At 71.5% G+C, this 23,600-nt stretch carries 17 protein-coding genes and 1 pseudogene; 11 read left to right on the top strand and 7 right to left on the bottom strand.

The features are described from left to right. Positions 1-130 precede the first annotated feature (130 nt). The 3 genes from AC1P0E_RS06175 to AC1P0E_RS06165 all read left to right on the top strand — a co-directional run bounded on the left by AC1P0E_RS06175 (position 131) and on the right by AC1P0E_RS06165 (position 5,651). Positions 131-3,613, top strand: a complete 3,483-nt coding sequence (locus tag AC1P0E_RS06175) for a DNA polymerase III subunit alpha (RefSeq protein WP_482741133.1) — start codon at positions 131-133, stop codon at positions 3,611-3,613. Next, entirely contained in the window at positions 3,610-4,587 is a 978-nt protein-coding gene (locus AC1P0E_RS06170; protein WP_482741132.1) for a DNA polymerase Y family protein, read from the top strand. The genes AC1P0E_RS06175 and AC1P0E_RS06170 overlap by 4 nt, the downstream gene beginning before the upstream one ends. 200 nt (positions 4,588-4,787) lie before the next feature. After that, positions 4,788-5,651, top strand: a complete 864-nt coding sequence (locus AC1P0E_RS06165; RefSeq protein WP_482741131.1) for an esterase/lipase family protein — start codon at positions 4,788-4,790, stop codon at positions 5,649-5,651. 66 nt (positions 5,652-5,717) lie between these two features. Here AC1P0E_RS06165 and AC1P0E_RS06160 read toward each other — a convergent pair whose 3' ends face one another. Then, on the bottom strand, positions 5,718-6,758 hold the full coding sequence (locus AC1P0E_RS06160; RefSeq protein WP_482741130.1) for a lytic polysaccharide monooxygenase auxiliary activity family 9 protein: 1,041 nt from the start codon (positions 6,756-6,758) through the stop codon (positions 5,718-5,720). A gap of 668 nt (positions 6,759-7,426) precedes the next feature. Between AC1P0E_RS06160 and AC1P0E_RS06155 the strand changes: the two genes are divergently transcribed. Then, entirely contained in the window at positions 7,427-8,038 is a 612-nt protein-coding gene (locus AC1P0E_RS06155) for a hypothetical protein (protein WP_482741129.1), read from the top strand. Positions 8,039-8,461: 423 nt separating this feature from the next. On the opposite strand, the gene AC1P0E_RS06150 is transcribed toward AC1P0E_RS06155, so the two are convergent. Then, positions 8,462-9,157 (bottom strand): response regulator, encoded by a 696-nt coding sequence (locus tag AC1P0E_RS06150; protein WP_482741128.1) that lies wholly within the window; start codon positions 9,155-9,157, stop codon positions 8,462-8,464. A gap of 152 nt (positions 9,158-9,309) precedes the next feature. Here AC1P0E_RS06150 and AC1P0E_RS06145 point away from each other — a divergent pair, with 152 nt between their 5' ends. Genes AC1P0E_RS06145 through AC1P0E_RS06125 form a run of 5 tightly spaced genes read left to right on the top strand, consistent with a single transcriptional unit; the run spans position 9,310 to position 14,121 of the window. Next, a complete protein-coding gene (locus AC1P0E_RS06145) occupies positions 9,310-10,293 on the top strand; it encodes a Bug family tripartite tricarboxylate transporter substrate binding protein (protein WP_482741127.1) in 984 nt (327 codons plus the stop codon). After that, the gene (locus AC1P0E_RS06140; protein WP_482741126.1) at positions 10,290-10,826 is read left to right on the top strand and encodes a tripartite tricarboxylate transporter TctB family protein; all 537 of its coding nucleotides are present in this window, start codon (positions 10,290-10,292) and stop codon (positions 10,824-10,826) included. Before AC1P0E_RS06145 ends, AC1P0E_RS06140 begins: the two co-directional genes overlap by 4 nt. A gap of 3 nt (positions 10,827-10,829) precedes the next feature. After that, positions 10,830-12,329 carry a tripartite tricarboxylate transporter permease gene (locus tag AC1P0E_RS06135; RefSeq protein WP_482741125.1) on the top strand — a complete coding sequence of 500 codons (1,500 nt, stop codon included), beginning with the start codon at positions 10,830-10,832 and terminating at the stop codon, positions 12,327-12,329. A 32-nt stretch (positions 12,330-12,361) separates the two neighbouring features. Next, positions 12,362-13,465, top strand: a complete 1,104-nt coding sequence (locus AC1P0E_RS06130) for a methyltransferase domain-containing protein (protein ID WP_482745665.1) — start codon at positions 12,362-12,364, stop codon at positions 13,463-13,465. A 32-nt stretch (positions 13,466-13,497) separates the two neighbouring features. Continuing rightward, on the top strand, positions 13,498-14,121 hold the full coding sequence (locus AC1P0E_RS06125) for a hypothetical protein (protein WP_482741124.1): 624 nt from the start codon (positions 13,498-13,500) through the stop codon (positions 14,119-14,121). A 6-nt stretch (positions 14,122-14,127) separates the two neighbouring features. On the opposite strand, the gene AC1P0E_RS06120 is transcribed toward AC1P0E_RS06125, so the two are convergent. Continuing rightward, positions 14,128-14,649, bottom strand: coding sequence for a ribonuclease FAU-1 family protein (locus tag AC1P0E_RS06120; RefSeq protein ID WP_482741123.1), 522 nt, complete (start codon positions 14,647-14,649; stop codon positions 14,128-14,130). Continuing rightward, positions 14,630-15,562, bottom strand: a complete 933-nt coding sequence (locus tag AC1P0E_RS06115; RefSeq protein ID WP_482741122.1) for a GNAT family N-acetyltransferase — start codon at positions 15,560-15,562, stop codon at positions 14,630-14,632. Before AC1P0E_RS06115 ends, AC1P0E_RS06120 begins: the two co-directional genes overlap by 20 nt. Before the next feature lie 73 nt (positions 15,563-15,635). Here AC1P0E_RS06115 and AC1P0E_RS06110 point away from each other — a divergent pair, with 73 nt between their 5' ends. After that, a complete protein-coding gene (locus tag AC1P0E_RS06110) occupies positions 15,636-16,010 on the top strand; it encodes a GntR family transcriptional regulator (protein WP_482741121.1) in 375 nt (124 codons plus the stop codon). Between the two features lie 153 nt (positions 16,011-16,163). Here the strand turns inward: AC1P0E_RS06110 and AC1P0E_RS06105 are convergent, their stop codons facing one another. Beyond that, complete coding sequence (locus AC1P0E_RS06105) at positions 16,164-17,258, bottom strand: DUF5925 domain-containing protein (RefSeq protein WP_482741120.1); 1,095 nt, start codon at positions 17,256-17,258, stop codon at positions 16,164-16,166. 140 nt (positions 17,259-17,398) lie between these two features. Between AC1P0E_RS06105 and AC1P0E_RS06100 the strand changes: the two are divergent. After that, positions 17,399-18,827: pseudogene (locus AC1P0E_RS06100) on the top strand (xylan 1,4-beta-xylosidase). 30 nt (positions 18,828-18,857) lie between these two features. Here AC1P0E_RS06100 and AC1P0E_RS06095 read toward each other — a convergent pair. Further along, positions 18,858-22,823, bottom strand: a complete 3,966-nt coding sequence (locus tag AC1P0E_RS06095) for a lipopolysaccharide biosynthesis protein (protein WP_482741119.1) — start codon at positions 22,821-22,823, stop codon at positions 18,858-18,860. Continuing rightward, positions 22,816-23,589, bottom strand: a complete 774-nt coding sequence (locus AC1P0E_RS06090; protein WP_482745664.1) for a polysaccharide deacetylase family protein — start codon at positions 23,587-23,589, stop codon at positions 22,816-22,818. Before AC1P0E_RS06090 ends, AC1P0E_RS06095 begins: the two co-directional genes overlap by 8 nt. Between the last annotated feature and the right edge of the window lie 11 nt (positions 23,590-23,600).

Raw genomic sequence — 23,600 nt, 5'->3', positions numbered from 1 at the left:
AGGAGTTTGCGCAGGTGGGGCCGGGCCGAATGGCTGAGGACACGGGTATCGCACGCACGTTCGAAACTTGGTCTATGGTGGAGATGGGGGAGGTGAGAGCAGGATTGATTCAGGGGACTCAGGAGGTGCGATGCCCGCGTTCACGCATCTGCACACCGTTTCGGGGTTCTCCCTGCGCTACGGCGCCTCTCACCCCGAGCGGCTGGCCGAGCGCGCCGCCGAGCACGGCATGGACGCTCTCGCCCTCACCGACCGGGACACCGTCGCCGGCGCGGTCCGCTTCGCCAAGGCCTGCGCGAAGGCGGGCATCCGGCCGCTCTTCGGCGCGGAGCTGGCACTGGGGCCGGGGGAGCGTAGCCGCGAAGAGGGGCGTACGCAGCGGCAGCGCACGCCGGTACGCGGCGGGGCCTTCGTCGACGAGTCCGCGCCCCGCGCCACCTTCCTCGCCCGGGACGGCGCCGCCGGCTGGGCCGATCTGTGCCGGCTGATCACCGCCTCCCACGAAGCCGGCGGGCGCAACCCCGTCCTCGACCGGGAGCGCAATCACGGCGACGGACTCACCGTGCTCCTCGGCCCCGGCTCCGACGTCGGCCGGGCACTGGCCGCCGGCCGCCCCGACCGCGCCGCCACGCTCCTCGCGCCCTGGCGGGAGATCTACGGCGACGCCCTGCGCCTCGAAGTCGTCCACCACGGCCGTACGGGCACGGGCCCCGGCTCGCTGCGACTGGCCGCCCGCACCCTCGGCCTCGCCGCCGAACAGGGTGTCCCGCCTGTGCTCACCAATGCCGTCCGGTACGCCGAACCGGGGCTCGGTCCGGTCGCCGACGTACTGGATGCCGCTCGCAGACTCGTACCCATCGATCCGCGCGGGCCCCTCGACAGCGGGGAGCGCTCGCTCAAGAGCGCGCAGGAGATGGCGCGCATCGCCGAGCTGGTCGCGGAGGCCGCCGGGTTCCGTCGTGATGTCGCCCACCGGCTGCTGACCCTGACCGAGGAGACCGCCGCCGCCTGCCGCGTCGACCCAGAGGACGACCTCGGGCTCGGCACCGTCCACTTCCCCGAGCCGCACCTCGTCGGCGCCGGCCGCCGCACCGCGCAGCGCGTACTGGAGTCCCGGGCCGCCGCGGGCATGGTGCTGCGCGGCTACGACCGCGGGCCGCGGGCCCGTGAGTACTGGCAGCGGATGCACCACGAGCTGGACATCGTCGCCCACCACGGCTTCGCCTCCTACTTCCTCACCGTCGCCGGGGTCGTCGACGACGTGAAGAACATGGGCATCCGGGTCGCCGCGCGCGGCTCCGGCGCCGGCTCCCTCGTCAACCACCTCATCGGCATCGCGCACGCCGACCCCGTCGAACACCACCTGCTGATGGAGCGCTTCCTGTCCAAACGGCGCTCCGCGCTGCCCGACATCGACATCGACGTCGAGTCCGCCCGCCGCCTGGAGGTCTACCGCGCGATCATCGGCCGCTTCGGCGCCGAGCGGGTCGCGACCGTCGCGATGCCCGAGACGTACCGGGTGCGTCATGCCGTACGGGACGTGGGCGCCGCACTGTCCATGGACCCGGCCGAGGTGGACCGTATCGCCAAGGCGTTCCCGCACATCCGGGCGCGCGACGCCCGCGCCGCGATGGAGGAGCTGCCCGAACTGCGCGAGGTGGCCGCCGAGAAGGACCGGCACGGGCGGATGTGGGAGCTCGTCGAGGCGCTGGACGCGCTGCCGCGCGGGGTCGCCATGCACCCGTGCGGGGTACTGCTCTCCGACGCCTCGCTGCTGCGCCGCACGCCCGTCATGCCGACCAGTGGCGAGGGCTTCCCCATGTCCCAGTTCGACAAGGACGACGTGGAGGAGCTCGGGCTGCTCAAGCTCGACGTACTGGGCGTACGGATGCAGTCGGCCATGGCGCACGCGGTCGCGGAGCTGCGGCGGGCGGCGGACGTGACGCTCGACCTCGACGACCCGGAGCAGGTGCCGCAGGGCGACCCGGCGACGTACGAACTGATCCGCTCGACCGAGACGCTCGGCTGCTTCCAGATCGAGTCGCCGGGCCAGCGCGATCTGGTCGGCAGGCTCCAGCCCGCGACCTTCGGCGATCTGGTCGTCGACATCTCGCTGTTCCGGCCGGGGCCCGTCGCGGCCGACATGGTGCGGCCCTTCATCGAGGCCAGGCACGGTCGCGCGCCCGCCCGCTACCCGCACCCGGACCTGGAGGACGCGCTGCGGGAGACGTACGGCGTGGTCGTCTTCCACGAGCAGATCATCGAGATCCTGCGGATCATGACCGGCTGCGACCGGGGCGAGGCGGACCAGATGCGGCGCGGGCTCTCGGAACCTGACATCCAGGGGCAGATCCGGACCTGGTTCGCGGAGCGGACGCGGCAGCGGGGTTACTCGCCCGAAGTGACCGCCCGTACCTGGGAGATCGTCGAGGCGTTCGGGTCGTACGGCTTCTGCAAGGCGCACGCGGTCGCCTTCGCCGTGCCGACGTACCAGTCGGCGTGGCTCAAGGCTCACCACCCCGCGGCTTTTTACGCCGGACTGCTCACGCACGACCCCGGCATGTACCCGAAGCGGCTGCTGCTCGCGGACGCGCGGCGGCGCGGGGTGCCGGTGCTGCCGCTGGATGTGAACCGGTCGGCGGCCGCTCATCAGATCGAACTGGTGTCTGGCGGAAAGGGAATGAAAGGCGCGAAGGGGGCGTGGGGCATCCGTCTCGGGCTCGCGGACGTCCACGGCATCAGCGAGGCCGAGACCGCGCGGATCGTGGCGGGCCGGCCCTACTCCTCGCTGCTCGACCTGTGGCAGCGGGCCCGCCCCGGGCGGCCCGTCGCCGAACGGCTCGCGCAGGTGGGCGCGCTGGACGCGTTCGGCGCCAACCGCCGCGACCTGCTGCTCCACCTGTCCGAACTCCGCGCCGGGCAGCGGACTTCCGGGGCGTCCGGCGGCCAGCTCTCCCTCGGTGAGGGGCAGAAGGCCGCGTCGGCGGGGCTCCCCGACCTCAGTGAGGCGGAACGGCTCAGCGCCGAACTCGGTGTCCTCGGCATGGACGCCTCCCGCCACCTGATGGCCGACCACTACGACTTCCTCAAGGAGCTGGGCGCGACCTCCGCCAAGCGGCTGCGGATGGCCGGACACGGACAGACCGTCCTGGTCGCGGGCGCCAAGGCCGCCACCCAGACTCCGCCGGTCCGCTCGGGGCGGCGGGTCATCTTCACGACCCTCGACGACGGTACGGGCCTGGTCGACCTCGCCTTCTTCGACGACAGCCACGCGGCGTGCGCCCACACCGTCTTCCACTCCTGGCTGCTGCTGGTGCGCGGAGTGGTGCAGCGGCGCGGGCCGCGCAGCCTCAGCGTGGTCGGCTCGGCGGCCTGGAACCTGGCGGAGTTGGTGGAGTTGCGGCGTACGGGCGGACTCGACGCGGTCGCGGCGCGGCTGGCGGCTCCCGCCGAGCCGGTGGAAGAGGCCCCCGGACAGGGCGAGGTCGACGGCCGGCGCATCCACCTTCCCACCGGTTACGAGATGAACCCCTGGGCGGACCTCCAGCCCGCGGGCGAAGGCGTACCGACCGGCCGCAAGCTGTGGCACTCGAGCCCGGGGAGCGCGGGATGATCCTTTACGTACGCTTCCACACGGCGGGGACCGAGCTGTCCGAGGCCGCGCTTCCCACCCTGCTCGGGCTGATCGAGGACATCACCCCCACCGTCCAGGCGCTCCCGCCCGACGGGGCGCTCGTCGATGTCCGGGGCGCAGAGCGGTACTTCGGGCGGGACGCGGCCGGGCTCGCCGCTCTGCTGCGGGTGCGCGCCCTCGCGCACTGCGGCGCCGACTGCACGATCGGCGTGGGCGCCAACCCCCTGCTGGCCAGGGCCGCCGCGCAGGACGCGCCGCCGGGGAAGACCCTGGCCGTACCCGGTGATCCGGAAGCCGTCGCGGCGTACCTCGGACGCAAACCGGTCGCCTCGCTGTACGGCGTCGGGCCCGCGACGGCCCGCACCCTGTGCTCGTACGGGCTCGACAGCGTCGGCAGGGTCGCCGACGCGCCGCTCGCCACCCTCCAGCGGATCGTCGGCGTACGGGCGGGGCGCGAACTCCAGGAGAGGGCGCGCGGCATCGACCGTACGCCGGTCGTCCCGAACGCGGCCTCCCGCTCGCTCGCCGCCGAACGGCGCTTCGACCGCGACGAGCTGGACCCGGTGCGTCACCGGCGCGCCCTGCTCTCCCTCTCCGAAGAGGTGGGGGTCAGGCTGCGCGGCGAAGGGCAGGTGTGCCGCTCGCTCGCCCTCACCGTGCGGTACGCCGACCGCTCCACCACCACCCGCACCCGGACCGTGGCGGAGCCGACGGCCCACTCGGCGGCGCTGACCGCCACGGCGTACGGGCTCTACGCCTCGCTCGGGCTGCAGCGTGCCAGGGTGCGCGCCGTCGCGCTGCGCGCGGAGGGGCTGACTTCGGCGGAAGGGGCCGCGCACCAGCTGACGTTCGACCCGGCGGACGACAAGGCGCGCCGGATCGAGGCGGTGGCGGACCGGGCGCGGGCGAAATTCGGGCCGCGGGCGGTACTTCCGGGGTCGCTGGCTGCCTGACGGGGCGGCCTGGCGGGTCCGCTGCCTGACGGGGGCAGTCACTCGTAACCGCTCGGTTGACTCTTCGTCAGTTTTTACCGGCGCGTCACTTCACTCTTCGACTACTCGCGCGTAATTTAGCGTGAGCACGACATCTTTGTGATCCGGATCACAGGGCGCACCTCATCGCAACTCCCCTTGAGCCGCAAGGAGATCCCCCGATGCTGCCCTGGAAACGCGCACTCAGACCTGCCGCCGCCCTGCTCCTGGCGATCGCGGCCACCCTCACCCCCACCGCCACCGCGAGCGCCACCACCCAGGCCCCCACCAGCGGGTGGAACAACTACTCCTGCAAGCCGTCCGCCGCCCACCCCCGCCCGGTCGTCCTCGTCCACGGCACCTTCGGCAACTCCGTCGACAACTGGCTCGGCCTCGCCCCGTACTTGGTCAAGCGCGGGTACTGCGTCTTCTCCCTCGACTACGGGCAGCTCCCCGACGTGCCGTTCTTCCACGGCCTGGGCCCGATCGACAAGTCGGCGGCCCAGCTCGACACCTTCGTCGACAAAGTGCTCGCCACGACCGGCGCCCCCAAGGCCGATCTGGTGGGCCACTCCCAGGGCGGCATGATGCCGCGCCACTACCTCAAGTTCCTCGGCGGATCCGACGAGGTGAACGCCCTCATCGGCATCGCGCCCGACAACCACGGCACCACTCTTCTCGGGCTCACCAAGCTCCTGCCCCACTTCCCGGGCATCGGTCACCTGTTGACCACCAAGACCCCGTCCCTCGCCGACCAGGTCGCCGGGTCCGCCTTCCTGACCAGGCTCAACGAGGGCGGCGACACCGTTCCGGGGGTGCGCTACACGGTCATCGCCACGCGGTACGACCAGGTGGTGACCCCGTACCGCTCACAGTTCCTGGACGGTCCCGGCGTACGGAACGTCCTGCTCCAGGACCTGTGCCCCGTAGACCTCTCGGAGCATGTGGCGATCGGCCTGATCGACCGGATCGCGTTCCATGAGGTGGCCAACGCGCTCGACCCGGCCCGGGCCACCCCGACCACCTGCGCGTCAGCCGTCGGCTGAGCAGACGGGGCTGCCGCCCCCACCCGGGAAACGGGGTGAGGGCGGCAGCGGTCTTGTCGGCGCGCGTCAGCGGCGCGCGGCCTTGCGGCGGAGCGAGCCGAACATCACGGCGGCGCCGACGGCGAGCGCGGCGGCGCCGCCGATGGCGATGTACGGGGTGGTGCTGTCGCCACCGGTCTCGGCCAGGTTCTCGTCGGCGGCAGCGGTGACCGGCTGCGCGCCGTCGCTGTTCGCCTCCGGCGCGTTGGCGGCGGGCTCCTCGGTGGCCGCCGGCTTCTCAACAGCCTCGCCGGCATCGTCCTGAGCCGCGTCGTCCTGACCGGCGGCCGGGGCAGTCGCCTCGGCGCCGGTCTCGTGGTCGCTGTCGCCGTGGCCGTTGTGCTCCACCGACGACTCGTCCGCGCCGTCCGCGATGTCCTCCTCGGTGGGCGCGGACGCGACCGGGGCAGGGGCCGTGCCCGAACCGCCGGTGTCCTTGCCGAAGACCACGTCGGAGCAGGTGTAGAAGGCCTCGGGGCTGTCCGAGCGCTGCCAGACGCTGTAGACGAGGTGACGGCCCGACTTGTTCGGGATCGTGCCGTCGAAGACGTAGTCGCCGTTCTCCATCTTCGGGTCGGTGACGTCGGCGAAGGGCTTCTCCTCCAGGTCCGACCACTTCAGCGGCTTCGTCGGGTCGTAGCCGTCCTTGGTGATGTACAGCTCGAACGAGCCCTTGTGCGGGGCGGTGCCCTTGTAGCGGAAGGTGTGCTTGCCGGCGGCGAGCTTCGACGACGGCCAGTCGGCGCGCGGCAGGTCCAGACCCTTGTACTTGTCGTTGCCGGCGCTGCACAGCTTGCCGTCCGGGATCAGCTGCTTGTGGTTCCCGGCGGCGTTCGCGATGTTGACCGCGTTCCAGTCGTAGAACGCCTGCACACCGCTGGCCGCGACCGCCGCCTTGCACGCGGCCGAGTCGGGGCTCTCCGGGCCCTGCGCGTAGCAGGCCGACACACGGGAGACGGGGTCCGTCATCGAACCGTGGGCGGAAGCCGGAGCGGCGGACAGGGCGGTCAGCGCGAGCGGCGCGATGCTGAGGGCGGCGATCGAGGCTGCTGTGCGACGAGCGGTCATCGGGACGTTCTCCTTGCGATGGGGAAGCGTGTGCGGGGATACGGGGCGAAGATCGGGCCCGGCGGCGCAGCCCCCCGAAATGCAGCGGCGCCGACGGGCTGAACTCCGCCCCGGCGATCAGCACGCTAGCCCCAGAAATCTGCGAAACCCCCTGCTGAGGGCGGGTGATGGCCATCCTTATGGTCCCTTTAAGACGACGCTAAGAAGGGCCTCAGGAAGACGGGTCCACACGAGCGCATCCAGCGGCGACGCCGAGTTCGACCGTCCGGGAGAGCCCAGGTGAGGCCACTCGGTGTCGCCCGGGGCGGCGCGTGGACGGCGAGATCCTCGGCCTCGCGCACAGTCTGCGAGACGTGGGGAGTCCTGAGGCGGGCCGGCCTGGAGGGCATTGAAGAGTTCGGACGTTGCGGAGGTAGGTGATCGAGCGAACGATGTCATGGTGACCGGCTATCGGCGGCTCAGCCCCCCACGAACGCCAACCCTCCCTCCTCAAACTCATCGTGCAGAACACGGCCTTAAGGGCCGGCTTTTACGGCCAAAGCTTGATGATTAAGTCTATTTAAAGACATTTGATCATTCTTCAGAGTGCGCAGCGCGTCGTATTTCCCTACGTTGAGGGCTGTCAGGCGGAGAATCTCTCCGCCTGCACAAACCGAAGGAAGTACCTCATGCGCTCCATGCGCACCACGGCCACCGCCCGGACCTTCCTGGTCGCCGCGATCGCCGTAGCCGGCCTCACCGTCACTCCCGCCCTCGCCTCAGCCCAGCCCGGTACGGGCAGCGCCCGGACTCACAACGGCGTCGGGGCCCCCGGCAGTAACGGCGCCAACGGCGTCGGGATCCTCGGCGGTATCGGCGGCCTCGGCGGCACCGGTGGCGCCGCGGGTGCCAACGGCAACGGAGGCAACGGAGGTGCCGGTGGCAACGCCACCGGCATCGCGAGCGTCGGCGGGGCCGGGGGCACGGGCGGCGCCGGCGGCGCCAACGGCAACGGTGGCAGCGGCGGCTTCGGCGGTGACGCCGCGCTCGGCGGCACCGGCGGCAAGGGCGGGGTGGGCGGCGCCGGCAATGCCGGTGCCGGTATCGCCGGTGGCAAGGGCGGCAACGGCGGCGCCTCCAATGCCGGGGGCGGCCACACGGGCGGCACGGGCGGCGCCGGCGGCGCGGCCAGTCCGGTGTGCCCGGGCAAGCCCGGCGGCAACGGCACCGCCGCAACGATGTTCGCGGACGGCACCACCGGCGCCACCGGCGCTGCCGGCAAGACCACTCTCCCCTGTTGAACACCTCCGGTGAGCGGGTCGCCGCGGCAGGACAGGAAGCACCGGGTCCGCGGCATCGCACCGCGTGACTACTGATCGCTGATGGGCAGTCAGTGGAGTGCGGGACCCGGACAAGCGCCCGGCTGAGATTTCTCAGCCGGGCGCTTTCCGTCGTGCCCGGTCTGCTCGCACACCGGCCCGTGCGGCCACGGGCCTTGTAACTAGCTCGGCTTCTTCCCGTAGCGCCGCTCGCAGACCGCGCTGCTGCGGCGGCCATTCTGGGATCCCCGCACAACGGCCGTCGCCTGAATCGGCTTGCGTCCAGCATGATTTCCGGTGGGAGTCGATGAACGCTCGGATCAGAACAACGACAGACTTCTCTGGTACCCCCGCCCGCTGATCCGCCTGACCGAGGGTACTTTGGCCTGCCGGCCGCCCGACCGCTCAGCCGACCCACCGGTAGCGGCGCTCCGGGCGCCCCGTCCCGCCGTACCGCAGCGTCACCTCGGCGCGGCCCGTACCCGCGAAGTACTCCAGATAGCGGCGCGCGCTGACGCGTGACAGCGATCCGGACTCGGCGCACTCGGCGGCGGAAAGGCCTGCGGGGTGCTCGCGCAAGGTGCGCTCCACCAGCTCGGCCGTGTGCGCCGCGAGGCCCTTCGGCAGTTCGCGCGAGCCCGGCGGGCGGGTCCCGAAGATCTGGTCGACATCGGCCTGGCGTGCCTCGCCCAGCTCGGCGAGCTCGTCGAAGCGGGTACGCATCGACGCCATGTGCCGCAGTTGCTCCTGAAGAGCCGCCCGGTTGAACGGCTTGATCAGGTAGTGCAGGGCGCCGGCCCGCAGGGCGGCCCTGATGACCCCCGCGTCCCTGGCCGCCGTGATGAACAGGGCGTCCACGGTGTGCTTGTCCCCGCCCTGCTCCTCCGCCGCACGCAACTCGCGCAGCACACTGATCCCGTCCATATCGGGCAGATATACGTCGAGCAGGACCAGATCGGGACGAAGTCGCTCGGCCGCGCGCAGCGCTTCGGTGCCGCTGTGCGCCACTCCGACGACCGTAAATCCGTCCATCGCGGACACGCAGCGGCTGTGCAGCTTGGCGACCATGAAGTCGTCGTCCACCACCAGCACCTTGGTCACCGCGCAAGGCTAGGGCGCGACCACAACGACCACAACGTCCGTTGATTGCGGAAGGGAGACAGCTTGTTAACGCGCGGGCAACATGTGGGCCACTTCACAAGTTTCCGTGAATCCCCAGTTCAACCCGTTAAAACGGACAGGTGGTGGCCCAGGTGCGCATGCGCACTCCCCTCGCCCTGCTCGGGGCGGCACTGCTCGTACTGGTGGGGCCGCCGCTGCTCACGACAGGCAGCGGCGCCGACACCGGCACGCAGATCCCCGGCCTGCGCTTCATGGTTCCCAACACACCCGGCGGCGGTTACGACATCACGGCCCGTACGGCCGCGAAGAACGCCGAGGACGCCGGGCTCACCCACAACATCGAGGTCTACAACCTGCCGGGCGCCGGCGGCACCGTCGGCCTCACCCGGCTCGTCGGCGAGCACGGCAACGGCAAGCTCGCCATGTCGATGGGCCTCGGAGTCGTCGGCGCCGTACACACCAACAAATCGCCCAAGACACTTGGCGACACGACCCCGATCGCCCGGCTCACCGAGGAGCAGGACATCGTCGTCGTCGGCAAGGATTCGCCGTACAAGACCATCGACGATCTCCTCGCCGCCTGGAAGAAGGACCCCGCCAAGCTCCCCGTCGGCGGCGGCTCCTCACCCGGCGGGCCCGACCACCTCGCCCCGATGCTGATGGCGAAGGCCGCGGGCATCGAGCCGAAGTCGGTCAACTACATCCCGTTCGACGGCGGCGGCGAGCTGCTCGCCTCCATCCTCGGCAACAAGGTCGCCTTCGGCGTCTCGGGCGTCGGTGAGTACCTCGACCAGATCAAGTCGGGCGAGCTGCGCCTGCTCGCGGTCACCGGGCCCAAGCGCGTGAAGGGCCTCGACGCCCCTACCCTGCGCGAGTCGGGCCTCGACACGGACTTCACCAACTGGCGCGGCATCGTGGCGCCGCCGGGACTCACCGACGCCGAGCGCGACAAGCTCGTCACGCTCGTCGAGAAGCTGCACGACTCGCCCGAATGGCAGGAGTCGATGAAGAAGAACGGCTGGGACGACGCGTTCCTGACCGGCGAGAAGTTCGGCGACTTCCTCGACGCGCAGGACGAGCGCGTGGACTCGGTGCTGAAGGAGCTGGGGCTGTGACCACCGAAACCGGAACCGAAACCCCCGCCCCCGCGCGTCGCGGCGGATGGCTGCGCGAGCACTCCGAGATCGGCGTCAGCGTGCTGCTGTTGCTGCTCGGCGTCCTCGTCCTCACCGACGCCCTCACCATGGACGTCGACATCACCCAGCGCGGCCCCGTCGGACCGAAGACCGTCCCGGTCGTCGTCGGCATCGGCCTGCTGCTCGTCGCCGTACTCCTCGCCGTCGACGTGCTGCGCGGCGGCCGCGGCGAGGCCGAGGGCGGCGAGGACATCGATCTCAGCGAGCCCAGTGACTGGCGTACGGTCCTGCTCCTCGCCGGAGTCTTCCTCGGCAACGCCGTGCTCATCGACCCGCTCGGCTTCCCCGTCTCCGGGGCCCTGCTCTTCTGGGGATCGGCGTACGCGCTGGGCAGCCGCCACTACGACCGTGACCCGCTCATCGCGGCCGGTCTCTCCCTCCTCACCTTCTTCGTCTTCAACAACCTGCTCGGAGTCCCGCTCCCCGGTGGCCCCCTGATGGAGGTGCTCTGAGTCATGGACTCCCTCAACTCCCTTGTCGACGGCTTCGGTACGGCCCTCACCCCGATCAACCTGCTCTGGGCCGCGATAGGCGTCCTGCTCGGCACGGCCATCGGCGTACTGCCGGGAATCGGCCCGGCGATGGCGGTGGCCCTGCTGCTGCCGGTGACGTACGGTCTCGAACCCACCGGCGCCTTCATCATGTTCGCGGGCATCTACTACGGCGCGATGTTCGGCGGCTCCACGACCTCCATCCTGCTCAACACCCCGGGCGAGAGCGCGGCGGTGGTGGCGGCCATCGAAGGCAACCCGATGGCGAAGGCGGGGCGCGGCGCGCAAGCGCTGGCGGCCGCCGCCATCGGCCACTTCGCGGGCGGCATGATCGGCACGATCCTGCTGGTCGCGCTGGCCCCGACCGTCGCCTCGCTGGCCGTGGACATCGGCGCGCCCGACTACTTCGCCATCATGGTGCTGGCGTTCATCGCGGTGACGTCGGTGCTCGGCTCGTCCCGCATCAGGGGCGCGGCGTCGTTGTTGATCGGCCTGACCATCGGCCTGGTCGGCCTCGACCAGATGACCGGCCAGCAGCGCCTCACCTTCGGCTCGCTCCAGCTCGCCGACGGCATCGACGTGGTGATCGTCGCGGTCGGCCTCTTCGCGATCGGCGAGGCACTGTGGGTCGCCGCGCACCTGCGGCGCGCGGTGGCCGAGCCCATTCCGGTCGGCCGCCCGTGGCTCGGCAAGGCCGACGTCAAGCGCACCTGGAAGTCCTGGCTGCGCGGCCCGCTGATCGGCTTCCCGTTCGGCGCGATCCCGGCGGGCGGCGCGGAGATCCCGACCTTCCTGTCGTACGTCACCGAGAAGCGGCTCTCCAAGCACAAGGAGGAGTTCGGCAAGGGCGCGATCGAGGGCGTGGCCGGCCCGGAGTCGGCGGCCTCCGCCTCGGCGGCCGGCACCCTCGTATCGATGCTGACGCTGGGCCTGCCGACGACGGCCGTCGCCGCCGTCATGCTGGCCGCCTTCCAGCAGTACGGCATCCAGCCGGGCCCCCTCCTCTTCGAGCGCGAACCCGACCTGGTGTGGGGCCTGATCGCCTCCCTCTTCGTCGGCATGGTGCTGCTGCTCCTGCTCAACCTGCCGCTCGCGCCGCTCTGGGCCAAACTGCTGCGCATCCCGCGTCCGTACCTCTACGCGGGAATCCTCTTCTTCGCGGCGGTCGGCGCGTACGCGGTGGGCGGCGAGGCGCTGGACCTGGTGATCCTGCTGGCCATCGGCCTGATCGGGTTCGGCATGCGGCGCTACGGACTGCCCGTGCTGCCCGCAGTGATCGGCGTCATCCTCGGCCCGGCGGCGGAGCAGCAGCTGCGGCGGGCGCTCCAGATCAGCGACGGAAGCGCGACGGGCCTGGTCAACACCCCCTTCTCGGTGACGGTTTACGCCGTGATCGTGCTCCTGCTGGCCTGGCCCTGGCTGAAGAAGCTGGTGATGCGCTCTCGCCGTAACGTGTCGGCATGACGTTGTCAGTGGCGGCTGCGACGATCGGACGCATGACGACGATCGACTGGGACGCGACCGCGGACTCCTTCGACCAGGAGCCGGACCACGGGCTGCTCGACCCCGCCGTGCGCGAGGCGTGGGCGGCGAGGATGAGGACGTGGCTCCCGGAAGACGGGCGGCCGGCCGATGTGCTCGACCTCGGGTGCGGTACGGGCAGTCTGTCGCTGCTCGCCGCGGAGCAGGGGCACCGTGTGACCGGCCTCGACCGCTCGCCCCGGATGGTGGACCTCGCGCGGATCAAACTGGCGGAGGTGGGGGCCGAGGTCCTCGTCGGGGACGCGTTCCGGCCGCCGGTAGGGGCGCGGAAGTTCGATGTGGTGATGGCCCGCCATGTGCTGTGGCTCCTGCCGGACGCGGACGCCGCGCTGCGCCACTGGTGCTCGCTGCTCAGGCCCGGCGGGCGGCTGCTGCTGGTCGAAGGGGTCTGGGCGGGCGAGGGCGTTCCTGCGGCCGAGGTGATGGAAGCGCTGGCCCCGCTCACCTCGCACGTACGGCATGAACCGCTGTCCGCCGACGCGGCTTTGTGGGGCCGTACGGTCGACGACGACCGGTACGCGCTGGTCGCCCGCCTCGCGCCGCGTCCCCGCCACACCGAAGTGGTCGACGTGCACCTCATCCTCCGCCGGGGGGACGAGGTGCTGCTCGCCCGCCGGGCCGGTACGGGGTATGCGGACGGCCTGTTGCACGGACCCTCGGGACATGTCGAGGACGGCGAGGACGTCCGGGCGGCGATGATCCGCGAAGCGGGGGAGGAGGTCGGCATCTCCCTGGCCCCGGACGACCTGCGGGTGGCCCTGGTCATGCAGCACCGCGGGCCTGGTGGCGACCCGCGAACAGGGTGGTTCTTCGAGGCGGAGTACGGGGCGGGCGGCGAACCGTACAACCGGGAACCGGACAAGTGCTCCGAGCTCGTCTGGCACCCCTTGAGCGCTCTCCCCGCCGACATGGTCGCGTACTGCCGCGCGGGCCTCGACGCGTACCGGGCGGGGGAGCGCTTCGTCGTCCACTGGCACGAGGACGGCGATTCGATCGCCTACGACGAAAAGCGGGAGCGGCGGGCGATTCACCTCCCGGCGACGGACCCGGCGGCCTGAGAACGCGGACGCGTGTACGGCAGGATGTGTGGATGCCTCGTGTCTCGCGTGTACTCGCCGCTCTCTTGCTTCCGGTCCTTCTCGGTGCCTGCGGCGCCCAGAAGGAGAGCGACGCTGCCGCCCCGCCGACGGCGGAACTCAAGGCACGCGCCGGGGAGTCGGCGATGGAGCTGATCTATGTGACCGAGGCGCCGGGGTATGAGCTGGCTGGGCAATCTGTCGGCGTCATAGGGAACGACGGCTTCTCGGCCTCGTACTTCTCCGCGGGTACCGGCGGGCAGATACGGCTGTCGGTCGACCGGGGCAAGCTGAACGAGGCAAGTTGCGCGAAGCAGCCGGTGGATTCCTCCGGGCCCGGTGAGCCTGTCGAGTGCGAGCGCGACGGCGACCTCTGGTACCGCGCGGCAGCCGCCACGCATGAGTACGCGCGGGCATACGACGGCCACGTGGTGCGGATCAGCGGCGACGCGAACGCCGTGGACCGTGCCACCCTGCGTCGCGCCGCCGAGAAGGCGCACCGGGCCGACAACCAGGAGCTGGACAAGGTGCTCCCGGCGAGCGCTGAAGGAACCGGGGCCGACGAGATGCCGGAGCGTGGCGACCTGCCCCCGGTGGGGGACGGAGCCCCCAACAACGATGTGGGCGTTTCCGGCTGAGCTCCCTCAGTGGCCGAGCAGGCCGGCGAAGCCCTCGCCACGGGCGCGCAGTTCGAGGTCGTCGAGGGACCTGCGGGCTTCGGATGCCGCCTGCGGATCCCGGTCCGCCAGGCCGCTCGCCTCGAACTCGTCCTCGTCCAGGCGCAGGACGGTGGCGCCGTCCGCCGACACCCACAGGTCGAGGTCCAGGTCCTCGACCTCCACCCGGCCGTCGACGACGACCGCCGGGCGCGTGACGTCGCAGTACCAGCCCTTCAGCGTGCCGTCACCGGACTTGACCTCTTTCACGGCGTACCACCGGTCCCGCCAGTAGTGCTCCGTGAACACGTCGCCGGGCTCGAACCGTACGAAGCCGAAGTCCCTCACCCCCGGGGCCGCCCACGGCGCGCGGACCACCAGGTGGGTGCCGTCGTCACAGACCACCGACGCCGGGTAGCGGATCTTCGTACGGCCGGCCTTGACGAGGGCGATCTCGACCTCGCTCCTGCCGCTCCCGCCGCTCCTGAACTCAGCCGAGCTTGCGGACATGGCGTACCTCCGTGGCACAGATCTGGTATCCGAACCACCTGTTGACGGTGAGCATGGGCTGGTTGTCCGCGTCGTTGCTCGTGTACGCGTCCGTGTAGCCGGCGGCGCGGGCGCGGTGCAGGGAGTCGTTCTTGGCCAGCTTGGCGAAGCCACGGCCGCGGTGGGCGCGTACGGTGCCGGTCATGCCGGACCAGTAGCGGGTGAGGCCGTCCGTGTGGGCCGCCGTGTACGCCGCGACCCGGCCGTCGGCCACCACGACCGTGGAGAGGCCGTGGTCGAGGAGCGGATGGTTCCAGGTGTGGTTGATCCAGTCGTCGTAGTCCGTGAAGTCCGTGCTGATGTCGCTCGGCTCGTCGGCGGTGGCCTCCGCGTCGGCCTCGAACACCGGCCTCGGGGCGCCCAGGAAGTCGGCGGCGGTACGGAGTTCGACTCCGGCGGGGAGCGTCGATTGACGTGGAGGCAGCTCGCTGTTCGCGAGGTCGAGGCGCTGGAAGTACATGGGGCGGGTCGGCCGGTAGCCGCGCTTCTCGGCGAACGCGCGGGACTCGGGCGCGTCCAGCACCCACGCGTATACGGCCGTGGCGCCCTCCGCGCCGAGATGCTCCTCCGCCGCACGCAGCAGGAGCGAACCACCGCCGTGGCCCCGATGATCCGGGTGGATGTACGGCGTGACGTACGACTGTCCCGGATCGGTGCTGTCGTACGCGATACCGGCGGCGGCGGTGCCGATGATCTCGCCGTCCCGCTCGGCCACCAGCATGCGCATCTTCTTGCCCGGGTGCGCGGTCCTGAGTTCGAAGGCCACGGCCTCCGCGGTCGTCACCATGAAGGGAACGGCGGCGCGACGCACTCGGACCCAGCCCGCTGTGTCGGCCGGGTCGGTGGGAACGAGGTCGCGAACGATCAGCGTCATGGGGCGGACGTTACGGGCAGGCCGTGTGCCGACGCCTCCCATTTTTTTCTGTCCGTGGGGGACAATCGGGCGCGTGACCTTGAAGATCGACATTGACGTGGACGCAGGCATCGCGCCGTACGAGCAACTGCGCGCCCAGATCGCCGAGCAGGCCCGCGCCGGTGCGCTGCCGGTGGGCTACAAGCTCCCCACTGTGCGCGGCCTCGCGGAGGATCTCGGCCTCGCCGCGAACACCGTCGCGAAGGCGTACCGAGCGCTGGAGAGCGACGGGGTGATCGAGACGCGGGGGCGGAACGGGACGTTCGTCGCTGCGGCGGGGGACGCGGCGGAGCGGCAGGCCGCGGCCGCGGCCCAGGGTTACGCGGAGCGCGCCCAGCGTCTCGGCCTCGGGCATGCGGAGGCGTTGGCGGCGGTACAGGACGCGCTACGGGCGGCGTACGGGGGGTAGCGGCCGGGCGGCGCGGGCGGTGCGCGTTGCCTGCGGTGCTTTCCCCCACCCCGCCCCTTCCCGCTGTGACACCTTGCCGCTGCGCCGCGTGTGGGGCTCCGCCCCAGCCGCGGGTAGGGGCGGGTAGGGGAAAAGCCGCCGCCGCAGGTGCCGCTACAGGTACAGCCCCGCGTCCGAGCCGTCCGGCTGGGCCGGGACCGACGCCGGGCCCGTGCCGCGCCGCAGCGCGTACAGTTCCGCCAGGGTCGCCCCGTCGCGGCCGACGCCCTCTTCCGTACCCAGCCAACTCACCGCCTCCGCGCGCGTGAGCGACCCCACCTCGATGCGCGCCATGCAGCGCCCCGGCCGCACCACCGCCGGGTGCAGGCGCTCCAGGTCCTCGTTGGTGGTGACGCCGACCAGGACATTGCGGCCCTGGCCCAGCAGACCGTCCGTCAGGTTCAGGAGTCGGGAAAGCGCCTGGCCCGCCGTGTGCTTGGCCTCGCCCCTGATCAACTCGTCGCAGTCCTCCAGCAGCAGCAGCCGCCAGCGGCCCTTCGCCGAGCCGTCGTCCTCGCCGATCGCGATGTCCATCAGATAGCCGACGTCGTTGAAGAGCCGCTCCGGATCCAGTACGCAGTCGACCTGGCACCAGTCCCGCCACGAGCGGGCCAGCGTGCGCAGGGCGGACGTCTTGCCCGTGCCCGGCGGGCCGTGCAGCAGGAGCAGCCGGCCCGCGATGTCGTCGGGTGTCACCTTCATCAGCCGGTCCATGGCCTCGGCCACCGGCTCGGTGTAGTTGGACCGCACCTCGTCCCACGTACCGGCGGCGATCTGCCGGGTGGTGCGGTGCGGTCCCCGGCGCGGCGAGACGTACCAGAAGCCCATCGCGACGTTCTCGGGCTGCGGTTCGGGTTCGTCCTGTGCCCCGTCCGTCGCCTGCTGCAGGACCTTTTCCGCCAGCTCGGACGTGGTGGCCGTCACCGTGACGTCCGCGCCGCGCGTCCAGCGCGAAATCAGCAGCGTCCAGCCGTTCCCCTCGGCGAGCGTCGCGCTGCGGTCCTCGTCGCGCGCGGCCCGCAGGACCTTCGCGGCCGGCGGCAGGAGCGTGGCGCCGGGCTTGACGCGGTCGATCGACCGGCTGTGGGAGTACGGCTGCTCGCCCGTCGCGAATCGGCCGAGGAACAGCGCGTCGACGACGTCCGACGGGGAATCGCTGTCGTCGACGTTCAGCCGGATCGGCAGAGTGGCCTCAGGGTTCGCGGACATGGCGCCCATGATCCGGCACGCGGCCGTCCCGTGCACCCAGGTTTCGTACGTTCAACCCTTCCACGCGGCTGCGTGCCGTTACGTGCCTGTTCCTGCGATACCTGCCGGAATGGCAACTCCCGCCGATACGCTGGTCGGTGATGGGACGCCATGGATGGGACTCCGGGGGCAAGGCGGTGGCGGTTCACCGCGCTGATCGGCGTGGGCGTGGCCGTGATCGCCCTCGTACTGACGATGTGCGCGACTCTTCCCGACACGAACGGCCGCGACGGCAACGCGGGCACCACCGCCGACGGTGACAAGGTGCACGGCACCCCCGTGCCGCCGACCGCCGCACCGGAGCCCGCGCTCGGCTGGGGCTTCACGCACACGCAGTACAGCGCCGACGAGGGCGAAGCGGACGCCCTGCGCCGTGCCGAGGGCACCCTGTCCGCGCAGTCGCTGCCGCAGATCCAGCACATCATGGGGTGGGGCGCCGAGAACCCGGAGCCGTCTCCCGGCCGGTACCAGTTCGACGCGCTGGACAGCCGCGTCGACCTGATCCGCAAGACGGGCGGCACCCCGGTCATCACCCTGTGCTGCGCGCCCGACTGGATGAAGGGCGGCAAGGCGGGGGCGGACAACACCGACTGGAGCAAGCGGTCCCTGGAGACCGCTCCCCGCCCCGAGCACTACAAGGACTTCGCGAAGCTCGCCGGCACCGTCGCCAAGCGCTATCCCGACGTGCGGCACTTCATCGTCTGGAACGAGTTCAAGGGCTTCTTCGACGACGGCCGCCGACGCTGGAACTACGAGGGCTACACCGAGCTCTACAACCTCGTGCACGCCGAGCTGAAGAAGGTCGGCAAGGATAATCTCGTCGGCGGCCCCTACCTCGTCATGGACAGTTACGAGCCGCGCGACACGACGTACGCCTCCGCGCTCAAGGGGCCCTGGGGGAGTGTCGACCAGCGCGTCCTGGACGCCTACGCCTACTGGAACGAGCACAAGAAGGGCGCCGACTTCGTAGTCGTCGACGGCGCCAGTTACACCCGCGACGACGAGCTGCTGCCCGACGAGTTCCGCGCCACGGACAAGCTCACCGCCGTGAGCGAGTGGGTCCGCGAGAGGTCCGGGGGGCTGCCGGTCTGGTGGGCGGAGTACTACGTCGAACCGGGTGACGACGATGACGACCGCGACGGCTGGAGCGAGCCGCACCGCGCCGCCGTGCACGCCGCAGGGCTGATGGCGATGGCCAGGGGCGGCGCGAGCACCGCCTTCTACTGGAATCCGCAGAACAGGGGCGCCGAGTGCGCCGGATGCCTGTGGCGGTCCACCGAGCTGGCCGACGGCGGCGGGGCGCTGCCGATGATGAAGCTGCTGTCGCGGTTCGCGAAGGAGTTCCCGCCGGGCACCCGGTACGACGATTCGGTGCGGGTCGCCGCCGACGGCGTACCCCATGTCCGCGTCCTCGCCGACGACAGGACCGTCCTCGTCGTGAACACCCTCGACCGGCCCGTCAAGGCCGAGATCGACGGGAAGTCCTTCGGCATGGAGGGGTACGAGGTGAGGTGGCTGGCGCGTCGCTGAGGCGCCGCCCCGCTCCGCCCCCTCCCCTCCTCACGACATCGTCAGGAAGCGCTGCACCAGCGAGGCCAGCAGCACGGCCAGCAGCGGCAGCGAGAACCAGAACGTGCTCTGGAGCCACTGCAACTGCCGTACCCCCGGAGCCACCGCCACCCGTACGACCTCCCGCGCCCCCAGCAGCACGATCAGCGCCAGCGCGGCCAGGGCGCCCACCACCGACCACGGCGTCCAGGTGATCTTCGGGCCCGTCGGGCCGGGGGACGGTTCCTCGACCGGGCCGTCGGGCTGCTCGCGCAGCGCGTACATCGACACGTCCGCGTTCGCCAGGACCTTCTTCAGCTCGGGCCGTTCGTCGAGATTCGCGGTCAGGCGCTTCTCCCAGGTGGGCGAGTAGCCGGCGTCGAGCCGAAGGTACGTCGACTGACTCCGGTTGACCATGAGGTACGAGTTCGGGCCCGCGTCCTTGAGCGACTTGACCAGGCCCGCCACCAGCACCGGGTCCACGGGTGCGAGCGTCGGTAGGTAGCTGACCTTCTCCATGTCCCGCGCGCCCCACGGGATCGCGGGCGTGACCTCGTTGACGGGGTCGTTGCTCATCCACAGCAGCCGCACCGACGGGTCGTCGTGCGCGTACACGAACTCCATCGCGGCGACCTCGCCGCCGCGGGTGCGCTCGAAGGACTCGTTGCCCCAGCGCGAGACCAGGAAGCCGCCCATCAGGAGCAGGCCCGTCACCAGCGCGGCCAGCGGCGCGAGGCTTTTGCGGTCCGCCTCCCGCTCGGCGGCCGTGGCGCCGGTGCGCGGGAACAGCGCCAACCCGGCGAGCAACGCCGCGCCCGGCAGCGCGAACATGAAGACGCGCAGGGCCATTTCGCCGCCGTACGACTGCATGCCGAAGCCCAGGAAGGGCACGAACGCCAGCACCAGCAGCGAGCGCTCGCTGTAGCCGGCGAAGCGCCGCCGCCACCAGCCCCAGCACGCGAAGGCCATCACACCGCCGGCCATCGCCACCCGGACGTACAGCACCAGCTTGTGCGTCGAGCTGCCGCCGTCGATACGGCCGGACACGGACGACGTCACATTGCCGCCCACGCCGCCCACGCCGCCGAACAGCTCGTCGAAGTGCCCCGACCAGTACGGCTCGGCGAAGAAGCCGATCCAGACCGCGACCAGTACGGCGAACAGCATCGGCAGTCCGCGCAGCGTCGAGCGGCCCGCCATCACCAGGACGGCGAGTACCCCGAGCATCACGAACGGCGTGAGCTGGTGGGCGGGGACGGTCGCGGCGAAGAGCCCGGCCAGGACCAGCAGCAGCACCGCCTTCTCGCGCCGCCCGGCCGGCCTGACCTCGGCCTCGCCCGGGCGCCGTTTGGTCCACAGCACCCGTGGCTCACGGAACCAGACCAGCAGGACCGCGACGAAGGCGAGGTACATCCCGTACGTGAAGCCCTGCGGCGAGAAGTAGTCCTGGCCGACCCAGCCGCTCAGTACGAAGATCCACGCGCCGGCCCACTTGGCCCGCCAGCTCGCCCGCATCGAACGCGTCAGCAGGAACAGCGGGGGGAGGTAGAGCAGTTGCATGGCCAGCGGCCACCAGCGGATCACCGACGACATGTCCGATACGCCGCACGCCTCGGCGACGAAGGTGGCCAGGGCGAAGAAGCCGGGCCAGCTCCAGCGCGCGTCGAGGTCGGGGACCGCCGTGCCGGTCCGTTCGATGTAGTCCATGAAGCCGAGGTGCTGCCAGGCCGTCGGGAAGCGCGGTTCGGCCTCCAGTACGGCGGGCAGCGCGTGCAGCGACACGACGGTGGCCAGCAGGGCCGCCGCCAGGAGTACGGTCCTCGGCCGGTCCAGCCACAGCAGCGAGGCGAAGGACAGCGCGAGCAGCCCGGCGCCGAGCAGTGTCGCCGCCGGGAGTACGGAGATCAGCCCGAGGCCGCCCATGCGGTCCAGGCCGGCCTCGCCGATGTCACGCACCGGCAGCCAGTAGAGCGCGAGCGCGGCCAGGAGCAGTAGCCCGACGCCGAGTTCGGGGGCGCGGGTGTGCAGGGCGCGCAGCACGGGAGTGCGACGGGGCGCGGGCGGTGTGGCGGGCGCCGGGCCGGCGGACGCCACGGGTTCCTCGCTCGCCTCGGGAGACGGTGTGGCCGCCGGTACGGACGAGGTGGAACGGAGGGAGGGAAGCGCCCTCGGCAGCGGCGACTTGAGCGCCCACGTCGGCCGGTCGTCGCCCTCACCGGCGGGCGCACCGGAGCTTCCCGGCCGTGCGGACGCGCCGGACGTGGCGGACGTGGCGGACCCGGCGGGCGTGGCGGAACTGTGGGAGCCGTCGGGCCTGTCCGGCTTGCCGGTACCACCGGGCCTGCCCGCCCCGCCGCTCCCCGCCGCAGGCGTACCCGCGGCCGGAGTCTCCGGTCCCGGCCGCACGTCGGGCCTGCGCTCCGGGTGGTCGAAGTCCAGCCGCGCCCCGAGCGGCATCGTGGGCGCGTCGAGTGCCGAGCGCAGTGCCCAGCGCGTACCGAACTCGCCGCCGGACGGCTTCTCCTCGTCCGTACGGTCGCCACCGGGGGAGTCGGCGCCGTCCGCGCGGTCACCGTCGACGGCCAGGTCCGCCAGGTCGCCGTCCGGGGCCGCCGAGTCCGCGCCCGTGGTCCCGGCGGGCGGCGCCGAGCGCACCACCCGGTACAGCATCACGCCCGCGACCGAAGCCACGACCGCCAGGCTGGAGATCTCCGCGATCCCCGCCCCGACGAGCCCCATGCGCGGCAGCAGCAGCAGTGTGAGGCCGAGCACCAGAACGCACAGGCCGCCCTGGAGATAGGCGAGTGGGGACGTACGGCTCTGGGCGCGCAGGACCGCGAAGTACACCTCTATGACGACGCGGAGCAGCGCGCCGACGGCGAACCAGCGCAGCAGCGGCGTCGCCGCGTCCGCGTACCCCTCGCCGAACACGCCCAGGATGTACGGGGCGCCGAAGAACAGGACGGCCGCGACCGGCACCATGATGCGCGCCATGCGGCGCAGCGCGGCCCGACAGTTCTGGGCAAGGGTGCTGAGGTCGTGCGCGCCCTCCACGGTCAGCGAGGCGCCCATGTTGATCGCGAGCAGATTGACCGTGCCGCCGATGGTCGTGGTGATGTAGAAGTACGCGTTGTCCTCGGAGCTGACCTGCGAGGCGACGATCACCGGCACCGCGTAGACGACGGCCAGCGAGAAGAGCGAACCGGTGTAGTCACCGGCCAGGAACCGGCCCATCTGCCGCAGCGTCGGCGGCTGCGTGCGGCCCTCGGTGGCCGTCATGTGTCGCGGCACCAGGCGCCGGAAGACCAGCCACGCCAGCGGGATCACCGACACAGCGATCGCCGCGACCCAGGAGACGAAGACGCCCGCCGTGGGGATCGACGCCGCGATCACGATCAGCAGAACCAGCTTGACCGCGGAGAAGACGGTGTTGCCGACGGGCACCCACAGCGCGCTGCGCAGGCCCGTCAGTACTCCGTCCTGGAGGGTGAGCAACGACCAGCCGACGACGGCGAGTACGAAGAAGAGGCCGTTCAGCGGGCCGTGCAGGAAGCTGTACGAAGGGCCCCACAGGCCGAGCGTGGAGAGGAAGACCAGCGCCGCCACCGCGACGACCACGGAGCTGCCCGCGTAGGTCCGCAGGACCAGCCGCCCCGTTCCGCGCCCCGCCACCGGTATGAAGCGCGCGAGCGCCCCGGTGAGCGTCAGCGCGGTCAGGCCGGCCAGCAGCTTCATCGCGGCGATGGCCGCCGAACCCTGGCCGACCGCGGACTCCGAGTAGTACCGGGCCGCGGCCAGCCAGAAGCTCAGACCGAGCAGCGCGCTGATACCGGTGTTGAGCATCAGCGCGTAGGCGTTGCGGAAGAGCGGATTCCCGCCGCCCTTTCCCGGCAGACGCAGGCGGAGTCCGGACGACGGCTGCCGCGTCGCCGGGCTCTCGGCCCGGTCGGTGGTGGTGGTCGTGGTCGTGTCAGGCACGGCTCCCGCTTACCTTCCGGCCGGCCGCTCGGGCTCTGCGGACCACGGCGTACCCCTTGGTGAGGATCCGGTCCCGCGCGAAGTTACGGGCGACCGACCGGCCCTCCACCAGCCGCTCGAACTCCTCGATACCGGTACGGCGCTGTACGGTCACCCGCTCCAGGGCGTACGGCCCCTGGCACCGCGCCGCGAGCGCGTTCCCCACGGCGAGCGACTGCGCGAAGCCCGCCTCGCGCACCGTACGGCGCACGCGCCGGCTGGAGTAACCGTACGGATAGGCGAAGGAAACGGGCGGGGTGCCCAGCTCCTCCGTGACGATCTCCCGGCAGCGACGGGTCTCGAACCACAGCTCGGTGTCCCCCAGTTGGTCCATCTGCGGGTGGGTGTGGCTGTGGCCGCCGATCTCGGTTCCGGCGGCCGCCAGTTGCCGCACCTGGTCCCAGTCGAGCATGGTGTCGAGGGCGCCCCCGTCGTCGTACGGGCCGCGCAGCCAGCCCGTCGAGACGAAGAGGGTGGCGGAGAATCCGTGCTTGGCGAGGGCGGGGAGGGCGTGCCGGTGCACGCCCTCGTATCCGTCGTCGAAGGTGATCAGCACCGGCCGCTCCGGCAGTTTTCGCCGGCCCCGCCAGGCCGCGCCCAGCTGCGCCGTGGTGAGCGGGGTGAAGCCGCGCCCGTCGAGCAGTTCCATCTGCTCGGCGAACGCCTCGGGAGAGACCGAGAGGCCGTACGCCGCCTTCGCGGGCCGGTGTCCCACCGCGTGGTACATCAGGATCGGGA

This window comes from Streptomyces sp. TRD_SC_5 (assembly GCF_056836825.1).
Note: the sequence above shows the minus strand (reverse complement) of the source record. Positions and strands in the feature narration are given on the sequence as shown.

Excerpts from the sequence above, each read along its gene's own strand:
- AC1P0E_RS06175 (WP_482741133.1), top strand. The coding sequence starts at position 131 with ATGCCCGCGTTCACGCATCTGCACACCGTTTCGGGGTTCTCCCTGCGC.
- AC1P0E_RS06170 (WP_482741132.1), top strand. The coding sequence starts at position 3,610 with ATGATCCTTTACGTACGCTTCCACACGGCGGGGACCGAGCTGTCCGAG.
- AC1P0E_RS06165 (WP_482741131.1), top strand. The coding sequence starts at position 4,788 with ATGCTGCCCTGGAAACGCGCACTCAGACCTGCCGCCGCCCTGCTCCTG.
- AC1P0E_RS06160 (WP_482741130.1), bottom strand. The coding sequence starts at position 6,758 with ATGACCGCTCGTCGCACAGCAGCCTCGATCGCCGCCCTCAGCATCGCG.
- AC1P0E_RS06155 (WP_482741129.1), top strand. The coding sequence starts at position 7,427 with ATGCGCTCCATGCGCACCACGGCCACCGCCCGGACCTTCCTGGTCGCC.
- AC1P0E_RS06135 (WP_482741125.1), top strand. The coding sequence starts at position 10,830 with ATGGACTCCCTCAACTCCCTTGTCGACGGCTTCGGTACGGCCCTCACC.
- AC1P0E_RS06130 (WP_482745665.1), top strand. The coding sequence starts at position 12,362 with ATGACGACGATCGACTGGGACGCGACCGCGGACTCCTTCGACCAGGAG.
- AC1P0E_RS06125 (WP_482741124.1), top strand. The coding sequence starts at position 13,498 with ATGCCTCGTGTCTCGCGTGTACTCGCCGCTCTCTTGCTTCCGGTCCTT.
- AC1P0E_RS06120 (WP_482741123.1), bottom strand. The coding sequence starts at position 14,649 with ATGTCCGCAAGCTCGGCTGAGTTCAGGAGCGGCGGGAGCGGCAGGAGC.
- AC1P0E_RS06115 (WP_482741122.1), bottom strand. The coding sequence starts at position 15,562 with ATGACGCTGATCGTTCGCGACCTCGTTCCCACCGACCCGGCCGACACA.
- AC1P0E_RS06105 (WP_482741120.1), bottom strand. The coding sequence starts at position 17,258 with ATGTCCGCGAACCCTGAGGCCACTCTGCCGATCCGGCTGAACGTCGAC.
- AC1P0E_RS06090 (WP_482745664.1), bottom strand. The coding sequence starts at position 23,589 with ATGTACCACGCGGTGGGACACCGGCCCGCGAAGGCGGCGTACGGCCTC.